The organism is Lysobacter sp. GX 14042 (assembly GCF_021390425.1).
Classification (GTDB): domain Bacteria; phylum Pseudomonadota; class Gammaproteobacteria; order Xanthomonadales; family Xanthomonadaceae; genus Novilysobacter.
Genome location: NZ_JAJUWY010000001.1, coordinates 606,695 through 623,442 on the forward strand (window position 1 = coordinate 606,695; position 16,748 = coordinate 623,442).

Genomic DNA, 16,748 nt, shown 5'->3' on the forward strand with positions numbered 1-16,748 from the left:
GACTCCTACGGGTTCTCGTCTTCGATGGGCGCCAGGCGCAGGTGATGGAAGTCGAAGCTGAAGTCGGTCAGGGGCGACACCGCCTCCATGCGGGCTTCGCGCACCTTGTTGTCCGGGTCCAGGCTGAAGGTGATGAAGGCGTCGGCGTTGAGCCAGCGCTGGTCCCAGCGGACGATGAAGGTGTCGGCCTGCCAGTGCTCCAGCTTACCCGCCAGGTCGGGGGTACGGCTGAAATTGATCCGCAGCCCGTCCCCCGTTTCGCGGATGACCACCTCGCCATACCAGCGGTCGCGGTAGGTACCGGCGTAGCCGGCCAGCGGCAGCGAGGGGCGGCTGTCGGGGTCGCGGGCGTCCAGGTGCCCTTGCCAGTCCTTCTCCGCCTTTTCCTCCTGGCTGCCACGCGCGGCGGCGTAGGCACCGATCCAGTCGTGCTCCGGCGCGCCGAGATAGGCATCGAGGACCTCGTTGGTGATGGCGTTGAATGCCGCCCCGCTCTCGGCGCTGGTCAGCACGATCACGCCCAGTTCCCGCTCCGGCACCAGGGTGATGCGCGAGACGAAGCCGGGCCAGCCGCCGGTGTGCCAGACCAGCTTCTCGCCGCGGTAGTCGTTCAGGCTCCAGCCCTCGCCGTAGCCGCGGAAGTTGGGCTGGGCGGGTTCGAGCTCGGGCACGGCCGGCTTGCCGACCGGGATCGGGGTGGCCATCTGCCACATTGCCTGCTGGCGTTTCTCGCTGAACAGCCGCTCGGCGTCCTCGCCCTCGCCGGCAATCACGCCCTGGTCGAGCTGCACGCGGATCCAGCGGGTCAGGTCGTGGACGCTGGAGTACATGCCGCCGGCGCCGGAGACGTTGTGCCAGCTGACCCGTGGCGCCGGCACCAGTTCGTCGTGGTCGGCCCTGGAGTAGCCGGTGGCAACGTTGTCCCCGCTCCGCAGGTACTCGGAGTTGAAGCGGGTGTCGGCCATGCCCAGCGGATCGAGGATGCGCTGCTGCAGGAAGTCGCGGTAGGACTGTCCGCTGGCCTCCTCGACCACCAGCTGGGCGACGCCGAACAGGATGTTGTCGTAGGCGTACTTCTCGCGGAAGCCGCCTTCGATCGGCACCTGCGCCAGGCGTTCGGCGACATCGCGGGTGCTGTAGTCGCTGGTCGGCCAGTACAGCAGGTCGCCGGCGCCCAGCGGCAGGCCACTGCGGTGGACCAGCAGGTCGCGCACGCGCATCTCGCGGGTGATGTACGGGTCGGCCATGCGGAACCACGGCAGGTGGTCGATGACCCGGTCTTCCAGCTCCAGCTTGCCCTCGTCGGCCAGCATGGACAGCGCCGCGGAGGTAAAGGCCTTGGTGTTGGAGGCGATCGCGAACAGCGTGCGCGCATCCACCGGCTCCCGGGTTTCCAGGTCCTTCACCCCGTAGCCGCGCTCGAGCACCACCTCGCCGTCCTTGACGATCGCCACCGCGATGCCGGGCACGTCGAAACGTTCGCGCACGGCTTCCACGTACGCATCCAGTCCATGCAGTCGCTCGGGCAGCACGTTGTTTGGGGTGCCGACGACGGCCGGCGCGGCCGGCTCCTGCACCGCCGCGGCCATCAGCGGCAGCGACAGGACGGTTCCAAGTGCCAGCGCGCCCAGGCGCAGGCGGAAACGCGGGTGGTGCATCTGGATTTCCCCTGACGGAACGAGGAAGGAACCTTAACCCGCCGAGGCCCCTTCCGGCTCCAGGACGACCCGGTTGCGACCCTTTGCCTTGGCCCGGTAAAGCGCGGCATCGGCCCGTGCAAGCAGGGTGTCGACCGAGTCGCCCGGCCGGTACCCGGCCACCCCGATCGAGACCGTCAACGCCCTCCCGCACGCGCACGACAGATCGATTGCCCCACGGACCCGCTCGGCCTTCTTCCTGGCGCCGTCGCGCGGGGTCTGCGGCAGGACCAGCACGAACTCCTCGCCGCCGTAGCGGCCCAGCGAATCGATGCTGCGCAGGCTGGCGGCGATGGTGGTGGCGACCTGCCGCAGCACCTGGTCCCCGGCCTGGTGGCCGTGGCGGTCGTTGACCTCCTTGAAGTGGTCCACGTCGAGCATGCACACCGACAGCGGACTGTGGCCGCGCCGGCTGCGCTCCACCTCTTCCTCCAGCCGCTCGAACAGGCGGCGGCGGTTGTACACGCCGGTCAGCGGGTCGCGTTCGGCCAGCACCTCCAGCTCGGCATTGGCCTGGTTGAGGCGCTCCATCGCGCCGCGCAGCTCGGCATTGCGCTGGTGCAGCTTGCGCCGGAGCCGGCTGATGAACCCCCCGATCACGGCGAGCTGCACCATCAGCACGACGAAGGCCAGCAGCACGATGGCCTCGTGCGCCATGTCGAAGGCCTCCGGATCCCGCTGCCAGATGGCCAGCTGCAGGAGGAGGTAGCAGACGAGGAAGGCCCCGGCCAGCCGCATCAGCTGCCGCGTACCCAGGGCCAGGATCGCGTAGATGGCGGGAATGGCGGCCAGCATCGGAATCACCGGGCGCAGGGCGTCCCCGGTCACGAAGTAGGCCGCCCACAGGCCCACCGGGATCGGCGCGAAGACCTGCCAGAAGGTCATGCTGGGATCGCGGAACCCCAGGTTCAGGTGGAGCCGGAAAATCCGGTGGAAGACCAGCTGCATGAGCGCGGTCGCCCCCACGTAGCAGGCGCTCGTCCACCAGGGCAGCATCCCGAAGGCACTGCACAGCATCAGCAGCAGCCACACCACCAGGTGCGACACCGCCCCCATCCGCATGCGGCCCAGGCGCAGCGCCTGCCGGGCACGCGTTGCCGGATCCAGGCCCGCGCCGGTGTTCCCGGCGGGGATTTCAGGTGACTGCATGGTGCTCCCTTCCACGGAAGACTCTTGCCCAATGACGTTAACGGCCGCGGCGGCCGAAACCTGGGACCCCGATCGGAAAATCCCCTCCCCTGTTGTCACGTCGCCGTCTTGCCCCCTGCCCCGACCGCCTCCGCCACCCGCCCCAGATCCTCCACCAGCTCCCGGAACCCGGCCTCGCGGCGCTCGTCCGGCATCCGCAGCACCGCCGAGGGATGCCAGCTGGCGAGGCCCCGGGCCTGCCCGGGCAGCGCCTGCCACCGACCGCGTTCGCGGGTGACCCGGAACTGCCGTCCGAAGACCGTCTGCGCCGCCATGGCGCCAAGCGCGACGACCACCTTCGGCCGCAGCTGCAGCATTTCCGCGGCCAGCCACATCCGGCAGGCCTCCTGCTCGGCGGCATTGGCACGCTTGTGCAGCCGGGCCTTGCCGCGCTGCTCGAACTTGAAGTGCTTGACGGTATTGGTCAGGTACAGGCGCTCGCGCTCCAGTCCCGCTTCCTGCAAGGCGCGGTCGAGCAGTTGCCCGGAGGGGCCGACGAAAGGTGCGCCGGCGATGTCCTCCTGGTTGCCCGGCTGCTCGCCGATCAGCATCGCCAGCGCATCGGCCGGCCCATCGCCGAACACGGTCTGGGTGGCCGGCCGCCACAACGGGCAGTTGCGGCAGTCGCGCGCCTTGCGCTCGAGCGTGCGCAGGTCACCGGCGGGAACCGGGTCCGCGAGCGGCTTGGCCAGCGGCAGCAGGAAGTCAGGGTCGGTCACCGGGCGGATGATGAAATCCCCACCGTGCCCTTCCCGTGACCGGCCACGTTCAGGACTTTTTTGCGGGCTGTTACTAGAATTAGTACCCATGCACCTCACCGACACCCAGCGCCGCCTGCTCGACTACCTGCGCGGGCACATCGCCACGCATGGCTGGCCGCCGTCGCAGATGGAAATCGCGCGGGCCTTCGGGTTCCGCCAGAACCGCTCGGCGCGCTACCACCTGGAAGCGCTGGCGCAGGCGGGGCTGGTCGAACTTTCGGCCGGCCGCGCGCGCGGGATCAGGCTGACTGCGGCGGGCAATGCAGCGCCTGCCCTGTCCGATGACGCGCCACTCCATCAGGCCGCCACCGGGCGTGCCGGTATCACCGGCCTGTTGCAGGTCCCCCTGCTTGGCCGGGTCGCCGCCGGCACCCCGATCGGCTCCGATCCGGAGGTCCGCCGCGAGGTGCAGCTCGACCCCGGCCTGTTCCGCCTGCGCCCGGACTACCTGCTGGAGGTCGAGGGCGAATCGATGCTGCTCGACGGCATCCTGCCCGGCGACCTGATCGGGGTGCGCCGCACCGCGCAGGCGCGCAATGGCCAGACCGTGGTGGCGCGGGTGGAGGGCGAGCTGACGGTCAAGCGCCTGGAGCACGGCCCGCGACAGCTGCGACTGCTGCCGCGCAATCCGGCCCATGCGCCGATCGAGATCGACCGGACCGTCACCGATTTCGCCATCGAGGGGCTGTTCGCCGGCCTGGTCAGGCCGTCCTGATGGGAGCCGTGGTCGCCCTGGACAGCCTGCTGGCCTCGCGCCGGGTCTGGCGCGGCGGGCAGCCGGCCGAGCGCGCGCCCTCGCGGCAACCGACCGGCCACGCGGGCCTGGACGCCGCCCTGCCCGACGGCGGCTGGCCCGAGCACGCATTGACCGAACTGCTGCTGCCGGCCGATGGCATCGGCGAGCTGCGCCTGCTGTGGCCGACCCTGGGGCGGCTGTCGCAGGCCGGCGGCCGGGTGGTGCTCGTCGCCCCGCCCTACCTGCCCTTCGCGCCCGCCTGGGTGGGCGCCGGCGTGCGGCTGGACCGGCTGCAGGTGGTGCGTACCGAAGGCCGCGACGCGCTGTGGGCGGCCGAGCAGTGCCTGCGTTCGGCCGCCTGTTCGGCAGTACTGTGCTGGCCGCACGGGGCCGACGATCGCGCCCTGCGCCGGCTGCAGGTAGCCGCCGAAACCGGGCAATGCCTGGGTTTCGCGATGCGGCCGCTGCGGGCGGCAGGCAACCCTTCGCCGGCGGCCTTGCGGATCGCTCTCGACGCCGACCCGGCGCAATTGCGGGTGCTCAAGTGCCGCGGCGGCAACCCGCCCACCCGGCCCTTGCCCTTCCCCGCCGCCGTCCAACAGGTGCAATGAGGCCGACCGATGCTCTGGGCCTGCATCCTCCTGCCGCAACTGGCGCTCGATGGCGTCCTGCGCCGCCACCCCGACCCCGGGGCGCCACTGGCACTGGTCGACGGGCCGGTGCAGCGGCGCGTGCTGCGCGCGGTCAACCCGGCGGCACGGGCAGCCGGGTTGCGTGCCGGGCAGTCGCTGGGCGCGGCACAGGCCCTGTGCAGCCGGTTCGCCGCCGTCGCCCATGACCCGGCCGAGGTCGAGCGCTGGCATGACTTCCTCGCTGCCTGGGCCTACCGCTACAGCTCGCTGGTCTGCCGCACCCTGCCCTCGGCGCTGCTGCTGGAGGTGGAAGCCAGCTTCAGGCTGTTCGGGCCATGGCCACGGTTCGAGGCGAAGCTGCGCGAGGACCTGGAGGCGCTGGGCTTCCGCCACCGCATCACCCTGGCGCCTAATCCGTACGCCGCCCGCGCCCTGGCCAACGTCCACGACGGCCTGGCGGTCACCGCCGTGGCGCCGCTGCGCAATGCGCTCGGCCAGCTCCCGGTGGAACGCAGCGGCCTGGCGCCGGAGGTGGCGGCCAGCCTGCGGCGCATGGGCCTGCGCCGGCTGCGGCAGGTCCTCGACCTGCCGCGCGCCGCGCTCGGCAAGCGGGCCGGTCCGAAAACCCTGGCCCATCTGGACCGGCTGGCCGGCACCTTGCCCACGCCGCTGGACTGCTACCAGCCACCGGACGAATTCACCTCGCGGATCGAGCTCGAGCACGACGTCGAATCCAGCCAGGCCCTGCTGTTCCCGCTGCGCCGGCTGACCGGCGACCTGGCCGCCTTCCTCGCCGGCCGCGACAGCGGCGTGCAGCGGTTCGAGCTCAGGCTCGAGCACGAGGGCCGGGGCGACACCGTGGTCCCGGTCGGCCTGCTGGCGCCGGAACGCCAGCCGGCGATGCTGTTCGAACTGGCCCGCGGCCGGCTGGAGCAGGCCCGCGTTCCGGCCCCGGTGCGTGGGGTGCGGCTGGCCGCGTCCGGCCTGCCGCCGTTCGTGCCTGCCGGTCGCGACCTGTTCGACACCCGCCCGCAACAGGCGGTGCCGTGGGAGCAACTGCGCGAACGTCTGCGCGCGCGCCTGGGCGACGACGCGGTGCATGGCCTGGTGGTGCGTCCGGACCACCGCCCCGAACGCGTCGTCCAAGCCGGTGACCCGCCGGGCCCGCGCCGTACTGCCGGCACCGCGCCCCCCGCCCGGCAACCGGTCCCGTCCCGTCCCGGCTGGCTGCTGCCGCAACCGGCACCGCTGCGCGACCACCGGGTCGAGATCCTCGCCGGCCCCGAGCGCATCGAGAGCGGCTGGTGGGACGGCGACGTGCGCCGTGACTATTACCGCCTGCGCACCAGTCCCGGCCAGCAGGCCTGGGCCTTCCGCCCGGCCGGCGACGCCCCGCCAGAGGGCAGCGCCGACGGCTTCATGCTCCACGGCTGGTTCGGGTAAGCAGATGGCTCCCTCCTCCCGTCATCCCCGCGAATCCTCCCGTCATCCCCGCGAACGCGGGGATCCACGGACATCGACGGACGGCTCCGGCGGCTCCGGCGCCTACGCCGAACTCCACTGCCTGTCCGCCTTCAGCTTCCAGCGCGGCGCCTCGGTCGCCGACGAACTGTTCGAGCGCGCGGCCCGGCTCGGCTACACCGCCCTGGCGATCACCGACGAGTGCTCGCTGGCCGGCATCGTCCGCGCACTGGAAGCCTCCGAACGCCACGGCGTGAAGCTGGTCACCGGCAGCGAGATGCAACTCGAAGACGGCCCGAAGCTGGTCCTGCTGGTCGAGGACGCCGCCGGCTACACCGCCCTGTGCCGCCTGGTCACCCGTGCCCGCCGCCGCGCCCCCAAGGGCACCTACCGCCTGCTGCGCGAGGACTTCACAGACACCACCGGGCTGCTCGCGCTGTGGGTGCCCGGCGCGGACATCGACGACGACCACGCCCGCTGGGTCCAGGCCACCTTCCCCGACCGGGCCTGGCTGGCGGTCGAACTGCACCGCGGCCCCGACGACGGAACCCGCCTGCTGCAACTGCGCGAAGCCGGCGGGCGCCTCGGCCTGCCGCTGGTCGCCGCCGGTGACGTCCACATGCACGTGCGCGGCCGCCGTGCCCTGCAGGACACGATGACCGCGATCCGCCACCACGTCACCGTGGCCGGGGCCGGGCACCGGCTGTTCCCCAATGGCGAGCGCCACCTGCGCAGCCGTCGCGCCCTGTCGGCCATCTACCCCGACGACCTGCTGGCCGAGACCACCCGCATTGCCGGGCGCTGCCACTTCAGCCTGCGCGACGACCTGAAGTACCAGTACCCGCACGAGCTGGTCCCCGCCGGCCACGACGCCACCGGCTGGCTGCGCCACCTGGTCGAGGAAGGCGCCCGCTGGCGCTGGCCGGAAGGCACCAGCGACAAGGCCCGGGAACTGATCGAGAAGGAACTCGCGCTGGTCGCCAGGCTCGGCTACGAATCCTACTTCCTCACCGTCCACGACATCGTCCGCTTCGCCCGTTCGCGCGGGATCCTCTGCCAGGGCCGCGGCTCGGCCGCCAACTCGGTGATCTGCTACACCCTGGGCGTGACCGAGATCGACCCGGCACTGATGGGGATGCTGTTCGAGCGCTTCATCTCCGCCGAGCGCAACGAGCCGCCGGACATCGACATCGACTTCGAGCACGAGCGCCGCGAGGAAGTCCTCCAGTACGTGTTCGAACGCTACGGCCGCGAGCGGGCGGCGCTGACCGCGGTGGCCATCCAGTACCGCGGCCGCGGCGCGGTGCGCGATGTCGGCCGCGCGCTCGGGCTGCCGCCGGACGTGGTCGGCGAACTGGCCTCCACCCTCGGCCGCTGGAGCGGTCGGGCACCGGTCGCCGAACACCTGCGCGAGCGTGGCTTCGACCCGGATTCGCCGGTGCTGCGGCAACTGGTCGTGTTGACCGCCGAACTGGTCGGCATGCCCCGCCACCTGTCCCAGCACCCCGGCGGCTTCGTGATCAGCGAGCACCCGCTGTCGACTCTGGTGCCGGTGGAGAACGCGGCCATGGACGGGCGCACGGTGATCCAGTGGGACAAGGACGACCTGGACACGATCGGACTGATGAAGGTCGACTGCCTGGCGCTGGGCATGCTGACCGCGGTGCGCAAGACCCTGGACCTGTTGCGCGATACCGGCCGTCGCGACCTGGCCCTGGCCACCATCCCGACCGAGGACAAGCCGACCTACGACATGATCAGCCGCGCCGACACCATCGGCGTGTTCCAGATCGAGTCGCGCGCGCAGATGGCGATGCTGCCGCGGATGCGGCCGCGGAAGTTCTATGACCTGGTGATCCAGGTGGCGATCGTCCGCCCCGGCCCGATCCAGGGCGACATGGTCCATCCCTACCTGCGCCGGCGGCGGAAGCAGGAGGCGGTCGACTACCCTTCGGAGAAGCTGCGCAAGGTGCTGGAGCGCACCCTGGGCGTTCCGCTGTTCCAGGAACAGGTGATGCAGATCGCGATCGAGGCGGCGGGCTACACCGGCGGCGAGGCCGACCAGTTGCGCCGTTCGATGGCGGCCTGGAAGCGACGCGGCGGATTGGAGCCGCACCGGCAGAAGCTGACCGACGGCATGCTCGAGCGTGGCTATACGCGCGAGTACGCCGAACGCATCTTCGAGCAGATCAAGGGCTTCGGCGACTACGGCTTCCCCGAGTCCCACGCCGCCAGCTTCGCCCTGCTGGCCTACGCCAGCAGCTGGCTCAAGTGCCACGAACCGGCGGCGTTCGCCTGCGGGCTGATCAACTCCTGGCCGATGGGTTTCTACTCCCCCGACCAGATCCTCCAGGACGCCCGCCGCCATGGCATCCCTGTCCTGCCGGTGGACGTGCGCTACAGCGGGTGGGACTGCGGCCTGGAGCCCTCGTCGTTCCCTCCCCCATCGGGCCAGCCCGCCATCCGCCTCGGCCTGCGGATGATCCGCGGCTTCCCCGCCGCGGCCGCCGGCCGCATCGAAGCCGCGCGCGGGCAGCGGCCGTTCACCGGCGTCGCCGACCTGTGCGCCCGCGCCGGCCTGGACCGGCGCGGGCAGTCGTTGCTGGCCGACGCCGGCGCGCTGCGTGGTCTGGCCGGCCACCGGCACCGCGCCCGCTGGGCGATCACCGGGGTGGAGCCGCAGTTGCCGCTGTTCGCCGGCACCACGCCCGGTGAGGACGGTGACGCCATCACCCTGCCCCTGCCCAGCGCCGGCGAGGACTTGCAGGCCGACTACGCGATGCTCGGCACCACCCTGGGCCGGCACCCGCTGGCCATGCTGCGCAAGGCGCTCGGGGCGCGCCGCTGCCGCCGCTCCAGCGATCTGGCCGGGGTGCCCGGGGGCCGCAATGTCCGCGTTGCCGGCCTGGTCACCCTGCGCCAGCGGCCGCAGACCGCCAGCGGGGTGATCTTCATGACCCTGGAGGACGAGGCCGGGATGACCAACGTGGTGGTCTGGCACGACCTGGCCGAGCGCCAGCGCCGCGAGCTGCTGGAGTCGCGCCTGCTGGCGGTGGAGGGGCGGCTGGAACGCAAGGACGGCGTCCAGCACCTCGTCGCCCGCCGCTTGGAGGACCTGACTCCGCTGCTGGATGGCCTGGACGTGCGCTCGCGCGACTTCCACTGACCCGCTGCCGGAACAGAGTTTCCGCTGGACCAATCCGGCTCCGTCCCCGACGATGTGGCCCCGCCATCGACCACTGGAAACCTCCCGGTGTCCCCGCTGAATCCCTCGCCTGCCACGGGCATCCTGCTGGTGGTCGGCTCGTGCCTGTCGCTGCAGTTCGGTGCCGCGCTGGCGAGCGGGCTGTTCCCATACCTGGGCCCCTGGGGCGTGACCACCCTCCGGCTGGGGCTGGCCGCGCTGTTCCTGCTGGCAATCGCCCGTCCCGCGGCATGGAGATGGAGCCGGGAGGCCTGGACCGGGGTGCTGCTGCTGGGCGCCAGCCTGGGGGCGATGAACGGGTTCTTCTTCGCCTCGATCGAACGCCTGCCACTCGCGGTTGCGGTCGCCTTCGAGTTCATCGGTCCGCTGGTGCTGGCCGCCGTGCTTTCGCGCAGCGGGCGCGACCTGCTGTGGGTGGGCATTGCCGCCACCGGCATGGTGTTGCTGGGCGTGGAATCGGCGCTTGGCGCGGAATCGCTGGATCCGGCCGGCATCGCCTTCGCACTCGTCGCAGGCGGGTTCTGGGCCGCCTACATCCTGTGTTCCGCGCGCGTGGGCCGGCAGGTTCCCGGCGTCGGCGGCCTGGCCGTGGCGATGGCGATCGGCGCCATGGGCACGATGATCCCGGGCGCACCGGGCGCATTGAAGGCGGTCCACCACCCGGAACTGGCCGGCCTGGTCCTCGGAGTGGCCCTGCTCTCCTCGGTGGTTCCCTACAGCCTGGAGCTGGGCGCGCTGCGGCGGCTGTCGAAACCGGCCTTCAGCGTGTTGCTGAGCCTGGAGCCGGTGTTCGCCGCCGCCGTGGCCTGGGTGCTGCTGGACCAGACCTTCGGCTGGCTGCGCGCGGTCGCGATCGCCCTGGTGGTCGCCGCCAGCGTCGGCACCACCCGCACTGCCGTGCGGCAATCGCGCAGGCCCTCCCCGGACGCGCTTGCGCCTGCCGCCATCCGGCACACCGACCCCGCCGCCCCGGCAGCGGACACCCCGCGGTAGCCCCGGCGGAATCCGCGTCCCCGGGCAGGCATAATCGGGCGCAGGGGGAATGCCATGAAGACAGTCGAAGGACGGACGGTGCTGGTCACCGGGGCCGCGATGGGGATGGGCCGGCTCCACGCGGAGCGGGCCGTGGCCGAAAAGGCCGCCAATGTGGTCCTGTGGGACGTGGACGGCCCGCGCCTGGCCCGTACCCGCGAGGAGCTCGCCGCCGCTGGCGGGCCTTCGCGGATCCATGCCCATACGGTGGACCTTGCCTCGCCGGCCGACATCCGCACCACCGCCTCGCGGGTGCGCGCCGAAGCCGGCGGGCCGGACATCGTCATCAACAACGCCGGCATCGTGCGCAGTGGCTGGTTCTGGGAGCAGGCGCCGGCCGAGGTCGACGCCAGCCTGCGGGTGAACGCCCTGGGGCCGATGCACGTGGCGCTGGAGTTCCTCCCGGGGATGATCGAGCGCGGCACGCCGGCCCGGTTGCTCAACGTCACCTCCGCCTCCGGCCTGCTGCCGGTGCCGCGCATGGCCGCCTACACCGCCAGCAAATGGGCGGCGACCGGCTGGAGCGACACCCTGCGCCTGGAACTGGAGCGCGCCGGCCACCACCACGTCCGGGTCACCACGCTGATGCCCGGCTACATCGACACCGGCATGTTCGCCGGCGCCCGCGCCCCGCTGCTCACTCCGCTGCTCGAGCCGGAGTACGTGGTCGAACGTGCCTGGAGGGCGATGAAGCGGGGCCGCCCGATGCTGATGCTGCCGTGGACCGTGCGGCTGTCGATGCTGCTGCGCGGGGTCCTGCCGCGCCGCGCCTGGGACGCACTGGCCTGGGGTCCGCTCGGGGTGTACGGCTCGATGGAACGCTTCACCGGCCGCGCCGGGCCGGAGGCACGATGACCGCCGCGACCGTCGAACGCCTGCGCGCGGGCTTCGCCAGCGGCCGTACCCGGCCGCTGGAATGGCGCCGGACCCAGTTGCAGGCACTGGCACGGATGCTGCGCACGCACGAGGCCGAACTCGCCGGCGCCCTGGCCCGCGACCTGGGCAAGCCGGCGCCGGAGGCGTACGCCACGGAGATCGGCTTCACCCTGGGCGAGGTCCGCCACGCGCTGGCCAACCTGAAACGCTGGACCCGGCCACGGCGCGTGGCGATACCGCTGGCGCTGCAGCCCGCGTCCGCGCGCACCACGCCACAACCCCAGGGCGTGGTCCTGATCCTCGCGCCCTGGAACTACCCGCTCCAGCTGCTGCTCGTCCCGTTGTGCGGAGCGTTGGCGGCCGGCAACTGCGCCGTGCTCAAGCCCAGCGAGCTGGCACCGTTCACCTCGGCGCTGCTGGCCACCCTGTTGCCGCGCTACCTGGACACCGACGCGGTGGCCGTGGTCGAGGGCGGCACGCGCACCGCCGGCGAACTGCTCGGGCAGCGCTTCGACCATTACTTCTTCACCGGCAGCGCCGGCGTCGGCCGGCAGGTGATGGAGGCGGCCGCGCGCGTCCCCGCCCCGGCCACGCTGGAACTGGGCGGCAAGTGCCCGGCCATCGTCCACGACGGCGACCTGCGCACGATTGCCAGGCGGATCGCCTTCGCCAAGTTCACCAATGCCGGGCAGACCTGCGTCGCGCCCGACCACGTGCTGGTCCTGCGCGAACACGCACCCGAACTCGCCCGCCAGCTGCGCGGGGCGATCCTGGAGTTCTTCGGCGCCGACCCGGCACAGAGCCGGGATTACGGGAAGATCGTCAACGAGCGCCATCACCGGCGGCTCGCCGATGCGCTGGCCGAGGCGCTCGATGGCGGCGCCACCGTACTCAGTGGCGGCCGCCATGATGCCCGGCGGCGCTACTTCGAGCCCACCGTGCTGGTGGACGCACCGAGCGACAGCGCGTTGGCGCGGGAGGAGATCTTCGGGCCGGTCCTGCCCCTGGTGGTGGTGCAGGACCTCGACGACGCACTGGAACGCGCGCGCCAGCACCAGCCGCCCCTCGCCGCTTACGTGTTCACCCGGGACCCGGCGGTGCGCGCACGGGTGGAGGCCGGCCTGCGCGCCGGCGCCATCGCGGTGAACGCCTGCGCCGTGCACCTGGCCGCCCCGGGCCTGCCGTTCGGCGGCATCGGCGCCAGCGGCCTGGGCCGCTACCACGGACGGCATTCCTTCGAGGCCTTCAGCCAGGCGCGCCCGGTGTTCCGCAAGCCGCTGTGGCCCGACACCCTGCGCATGGCCTACCCGCCGTACGGCGGCTGGCGGGACCGGGTGCTGCGCTGGCTGCTGCGCTGACGCCCGGCCGGCCCGGCCCCCCACCGGAGTACTCCGGCATGCGCTGGCCCCGGAAAAGGAAAAGCGGGCCGGAGCCCGCTTTCCCATGTCCTGCGATTACCCGTCGCCTCACTCGGCCGACGCGCCCTCGCCTTCCTCCACGGCCTTCATCGACAGGCGGATGCGGCCCTGCTTGTCGACTTCCAGCACCTTGACCTTGACCACGTCGCCTTCCTTGAGCTTGTCGGAGACCTTCTCCACGCGCTCGCTGGAGATCTGCGAGACGTGCACCAGGCCGTCCTTGCCCGGCAGGATGGTCACGAACGCGCCGAAGTCCATGATCTTGGCGACCTTGCCCTCGTAGATCCGGCCCGGCTCGACATCGGAGGTGATCTGCTCGATGCGCTCCTTGGCGGCGTTGGCGGCGGCGGCGTTGACCGAGGCGATGACGATGGTGCCGTCGTCCTGGATGTCGATCTGGGTCCCGGTCTCCTTGGTGATGGCCTGGATGGTCGAGCCACCCTTGCCGATCACTTCGCGGATCTTGTCCGGGTGGATCTTCATGGTCAGCAGGCGCGGGGCGAACTCCGACAGCTCCTCGCGCGGGGCGGTCAGCGCGCTGGCCATCTCGCCGAGGATGTGCAGGCGGCCCTGCTTGGCCTGGGCGAGGGCGACCTTCATGATCTCCTCGGTGATGCCCTGGATCTTGATGTCCATCTGCAGGGCGGAGATGCCCTCGCTGGTGCCGGCCACCTTGAAGTCCATGTCGCCGAGGTGGTCCTCGTCACCGAGGATGTCGCTCAGCACCACGTAGTCGTCGCCTTCCTTCACCAGGCCCATCGCGATGCCGGCCACCGGCGCCTTGATCGGCACGCCGGCATCCATCAGCGCCAGCGAGCTGCCGCAGACCGAAGCCATCGAGGACGAACCGTTCGACTCGGTGATCTCCGACACCACGCGGATGGTGTACGGGAACTCCTCCATCGACGGCATGACGGCAAGCACGCCGCGCTTGGCCAGGCGGCCGTGGCCGATCTCGCGGCGCTTCGGGCCCATCATCCGGCCGGCCTCGCCCACCGAGTAGGGGGGGAAGTTGTAGTGGAACAGGAAGTGTTCCTTGTACTCGCCCGACACGGCATCGATGATCTGGCCGTCGCGCGCGGTGCCCAGGGTGGTGACCACGATCGCCTGGGTTTCGCCACGGGTGAACAGGGCCGAACCGTGGGTACGCGGCAGGATGCCGGCGGTGGCACTGATCGGGCGCACGGTATCGGGCGCGCGGCCATCGATGCGGACCTTGGTGCTCAGCACCGCGCCGCGCATGGTCTCGTACTCGAGCTCGCCGAACTGCTTGGAGACCTCGGCCGGGTTCCACTCGTTGGACTCGATCTGGCCGGCCAGCGACGCCAGCACGTCCTTCTTGAGCGCGGAGATGCTGTCGCGGCGCTCGGCCTTGTCGCGGATCTGGAACGCGGCCGACAGGCGGTCGCCGATCGCACCCTTGAGGGCATCGACCATGGCCGGGTCGGCAGCCGGGGCAGCCCAGTCCCACTTGGGCTTGCCGGCCTCGGCGACCAGCTCGTTGATGGCGTTGATCGCGACCTGCATTTCCCGGTGGCCGAACATCACCGCGCCGAGCATGACGTCCTCGGACAGCACGTCGGCCTCGGACTCGACCATCAGCACGGCGGCCTGGGTGCCGGCGACGACCAGTTCCAGACTGGAATCCTCGAGTTCGGTCTTCGTCGGGTTGAGCAGGTACTCACCGTCCTTGTAGCCGACCTTCGCGGCGCCGATCGGGCCGCCGAACGGGGCGCCCGACAGCGCCAGCGCGGCGGACGCGCCCAGCAGCGCCGGGATGTCGCCGTCGATCTCCGGGTTCATCGACATCACGGTGGCGATGACCTGGACCTCGTTGCGGAAGCCTTCCGGGAACAGCGGGCGGATCGGCCGGTCGATCAGGCGCGAGATCAGCGTTTCCTTCTCGGTCGCGCGGCCTTCGCGCTTGAAGAAGCCACCCGGGATCCGGCCACCGGCGTAGAACTTCTCCTGGTAGTCGACGGTCAGGGGGAAGAAGTCCTGGCCCTCGCGCGCAGTCCTGTTGGCGACGGCGCTGACCAGCAGCACGGTGTCTTCAACCTTGACGATGACGGCGCCGCCGGCCTGGCGGGCGATCTCGCCGGTTTCCAGGGTGACCTGGTGCTTGCCGTACTGGAAGGTCTTGGTGATTTTTGCCACGTTGGGTTCCTATCGGTTCGATGCGGTCCGGACAGCACCCTTGCCCTGCCCGGTCGGTCGCCGGCTCGCGACCTGGGGAGCGTCCGACCGTTCTGTCGTCGACCCCGGAAACGGCCGCGGCGCATCACTGCGCCGCGGTGGGTATTTCGATCAGCGGCGCAGACCGAGCTTGGCGATCAGGGCCTTGTACCTTTCGGCATCCTTGCGGTGCAGGTAGTCGAGCAGGCTGCGCCGGCGGTTCACCATCATCAGCAGCCCGCGGCGGCTGTGGTGGTCCTGCTTGTGCTCCTTGAAGTGGCTCTGGAGCTGCTCGATGCGGGCGGTCAGCAGGGCGACCTGGACTTCCGGCGAACCGGTGTCGTTCTCGCCGCGCTTGTTTTCTTCGATGACCTTGCTGGTGTCGATGGACATGTATTGCCTCGTTGGACGCGCGACCTGCAGAAGAACGACCGGCGCCGGAAAGGACGGCACCGGCGCACCGCCTGGTCCGCCGCTTGCTTGACTGGATGGATGAACCGCCTTTCCCTTGGGAAAAGGCGACCGGCATTGTATCCCGCGCCCCGGCGGGCTCACAAGCACGCGGCCGGTCTGGCCGGTTACGCCATGGCGGCCCGGCTGAACAGGCGTCGCGGCCGCAGCAGGCCGGCGTCGACCTCGGCAAGCCCCAGCGCCCGGCCATCCGGTCCGAACACGGCGACCTCGCCGGCCGGCCCGTCCTCCACGCCGCCGTGGAGCCGCAGGCGCTGGCCCTGCAGCAGCCTGCCTGCCTGGGCGGCATCGATCCTGACCTCGGGGAAACCCACCAGGCCGGCCTCCAGCGGCAGCACCAGGGCGTCCAGCGCGGGCTCGCCCGCGCCCGCCGTGCGCTCAAGTTCTTCCAGGGTGAACATGCGCGGCCGGCTGAACGGTTCCACCCACAGCCGCCGCAACCCGGCGACATGCGCACCGCAACCCAAGGTTTCGCCAAGGTCGCGGACCAGGCTGCGGACGTAGGTGCCGGAGCCGCACTCGACTTCCAGCTCCAGCCGCGCACCGTCCCGCCCGGCGAGCTCCAGCCGGTGCACCTCGACCTCGCGGACCGGCGCCTCGATCACCTCGCCGCGCCGCGCCAGTGCGTACAGCGGCTCGCCGCCGCGCTTGAGTGCCGAGTACACCGGGGCACGCTGCGCGATGCGCCCGCGCAGCGGCGCCAGGGCGGCCTCGATGGCGGCATCCGCAAGCGCGGGTACCGGCCGTTCGAGCAGCACCTGGCCGTCGGCATCGTCGGTATCGGTGGTCGCCCCCAGCACGGCGATCGTGCGGTACGCCTTGCGCGCGCCGAGCAGGTGGCCGGCGATCTTGGTCGCCTCGCCCAGGCAGACCGGCAGCAGGCCGGTGGCGAGCGGATCCAGGCTCCCGGTATGCCCGGCCTTGGCGGCACGGTACAGGCGCTTGACGCGCTGCAGTGCCTGGTTGGAACTGAGCCCGGCCGGCTTGTCGAGCAGCACGATGCCGTCGACGTTGCGGGCCTGCCTGCGTGGTTGGTTCATCACGGCATTGTAGATGGCGTGCCGGCGACCGGATGCGTGCGACCGGTCCCCGCGCG

At 71.4% G+C, this 16,748-nt stretch carries 13 protein-coding genes; 7 read left to right on the forward strand and 6 right to left on the reverse strand.

Features of this window, described 5'->3' with window-relative positions; all coding sequences use genetic code 11:
* Positions 1–5: 5 nt before the first annotated feature.
* From LY625_RS02865 to LY625_RS02875, 3 genes are all read right to left on the reverse strand, one after another.
* Positions 6–1,658 (reverse strand): serine hydrolase, encoded by a 1,653-nt coding sequence (locus LY625_RS02865; protein ID WP_233737474.1) that lies wholly within the window; start codon positions 1,656–1,658, stop codon positions 6–8.
* 33 nt (positions 1,659–1,691) lie between these two features.
* Entirely contained in the window at positions 1,692–2,846 is a 1,155-nt protein-coding gene (locus LY625_RS02870) for a GGDEF domain-containing protein (RefSeq protein ID WP_233737475.1), read from the reverse strand.
* A 95-nt stretch (positions 2,847–2,941) separates the two neighbouring features.
* Entirely contained in the window at positions 2,942–3,604 is a 663-nt protein-coding gene (locus LY625_RS02875) for a UdgX family uracil-DNA binding protein (RefSeq protein ID WP_233737476.1), read from the reverse strand.
* A gap of 88 nt (positions 3,605–3,692) precedes the next feature.
* Between LY625_RS02875 and lexA the strand changes: the two genes are divergently transcribed.
* The 7 genes from lexA to LY625_RS02910 all read left to right on the forward strand — a co-directional run bounded on the left by lexA (position 3,693) and on the right by LY625_RS02910 (position 12,946).
* Complete coding sequence (gene lexA / locus LY625_RS02880) at positions 3,693–4,361, forward strand: transcriptional repressor LexA (RefSeq protein WP_233737477.1); 669 nt, start codon at positions 3,693–3,695, stop codon at positions 4,359–4,361.
* Positions 4,361–4,993 carry a translesion DNA synthesis-associated protein ImuA gene (gene imuA / locus LY625_RS02885; protein WP_233737478.1) on the forward strand — a complete coding sequence of 211 codons (633 nt, stop codon included), beginning with the start codon at positions 4,361–4,363 and terminating at the stop codon, positions 4,991–4,993. Before lexA ends, imuA begins: the two co-directional genes overlap by 1 nt.
* 9 nt (positions 4,994–5,002) lie before the next feature.
* Entirely contained in the window at positions 5,003–6,457 is a 1,455-nt protein-coding gene (locus LY625_RS02890) for a DNA polymerase Y family protein (protein ID WP_233737479.1), read from the forward strand.
* A 4-nt stretch (positions 6,458–6,461) separates the two neighbouring features.
* Complete coding sequence (locus LY625_RS02895) at positions 6,462–9,641, forward strand: error-prone DNA polymerase (protein ID WP_233737480.1); 3,180 nt, start codon at positions 6,462–6,464, stop codon at positions 9,639–9,641.
* 87 nt (positions 9,642–9,728) lie between these two features.
* A complete protein-coding gene (locus LY625_RS02900; protein WP_233737481.1) occupies positions 9,729–10,673 on the forward strand; it encodes an EamA family transporter in 945 nt (314 codons plus the stop codon).
* 54 nt (positions 10,674–10,727) lie between these two features.
* Complete coding sequence (locus LY625_RS02905; protein WP_233737482.1) at positions 10,728–11,567, forward strand: SDR family NAD(P)-dependent oxidoreductase; 840 nt, start codon at positions 10,728–10,730, stop codon at positions 11,565–11,567.
* Complete coding sequence (locus LY625_RS02910) at positions 11,564–12,946, forward strand: aldehyde dehydrogenase family protein (RefSeq protein ID WP_233737483.1); 1,383 nt, start codon at positions 11,564–11,566, stop codon at positions 12,944–12,946. The genes LY625_RS02905 and LY625_RS02910 overlap by 4 nt, the downstream gene beginning before the upstream one ends.
* A 108-nt stretch (positions 12,947–13,054) precedes the next feature.
* Here LY625_RS02910 and pnp read toward each other — a convergent pair whose 3' ends face one another.
* From pnp to truB, 3 genes are all read right to left on the reverse strand, one after another.
* Positions 13,055–15,163, reverse strand: coding sequence for a polyribonucleotide nucleotidyltransferase (gene pnp, locus LY625_RS02915; protein ID WP_233737484.1), 2,109 nt, complete (start codon positions 15,161–15,163; stop codon positions 13,055–13,057).
* Positions 15,164–15,313: 150 nt separating this feature from the next.
* Complete coding sequence (gene rpsO, locus LY625_RS02920; protein ID WP_233737485.1) at positions 15,314–15,574, reverse strand: 30S ribosomal protein S15; 261 nt, start codon at positions 15,572–15,574, stop codon at positions 15,314–15,316.
* Between the two features lie 185 nt (positions 15,575–15,759).
* A complete protein-coding gene (gene truB, locus LY625_RS02925) occupies positions 15,760–16,692 on the reverse strand; it encodes a tRNA pseudouridine(55) synthase TruB (RefSeq protein WP_233737486.1) in 933 nt (310 codons plus the stop codon).
* Positions 16,693–16,748 lie beyond the last annotated feature (56 nt).

Coding starts and splice junctions, on each gene's coding strand:
- LY625_RS02910 (WP_233737483.1), top strand. CDS start 11,564: ATGACCGCCGCGACCGTCGAACGCCTGCGCGCGGGCTTCGCCAGCGGC.
- LY625_RS02895 (WP_233737480.1), top strand. CDS start 6,462: ATGGCTCCCTCCTCCCGTCATCCCCGCGAATCCTCCCGTCATCCCCGC.
- rpsO (WP_233737485.1), bottom strand. CDS start 15,574: ATGTCCATCGACACCAGCAAGGTCATCGAAGAAAACAAGCGCGGCGAG.
- truB (WP_233737486.1), bottom strand. CDS start 16,692: ATGAACCAACCACGCAGGCAGGCCCGCAACGTCGACGGCATCGTGCTG.
- LY625_RS02890 (WP_233737479.1), top strand. CDS start 5,003: ATGCTCTGGGCCTGCATCCTCCTGCCGCAACTGGCGCTCGATGGCGTC.
- imuA (WP_233737478.1), top strand. CDS start 4,361: ATGGGAGCCGTGGTCGCCCTGGACAGCCTGCTGGCCTCGCGCCGGGTC.
- LY625_RS02905 (WP_233737482.1), top strand. CDS start 10,728: ATGAAGACAGTCGAAGGACGGACGGTGCTGGTCACCGGGGCCGCGATG.
- lexA (WP_233737477.1), top strand. CDS start 3,693: ATGCACCTCACCGACACCCAGCGCCGCCTGCTCGACTACCTGCGCGGG.
- LY625_RS02870 (WP_233737475.1), bottom strand. CDS start 2,846: ATGCAGTCACCTGAAATCCCCGCCGGGAACACCGGCGCGGGCCTGGAT.
- LY625_RS02865 (WP_233737474.1), bottom strand. CDS start 1,658: ATGCACCACCCGCGTTTCCGCCTGCGCCTGGGCGCGCTGGCACTTGGA.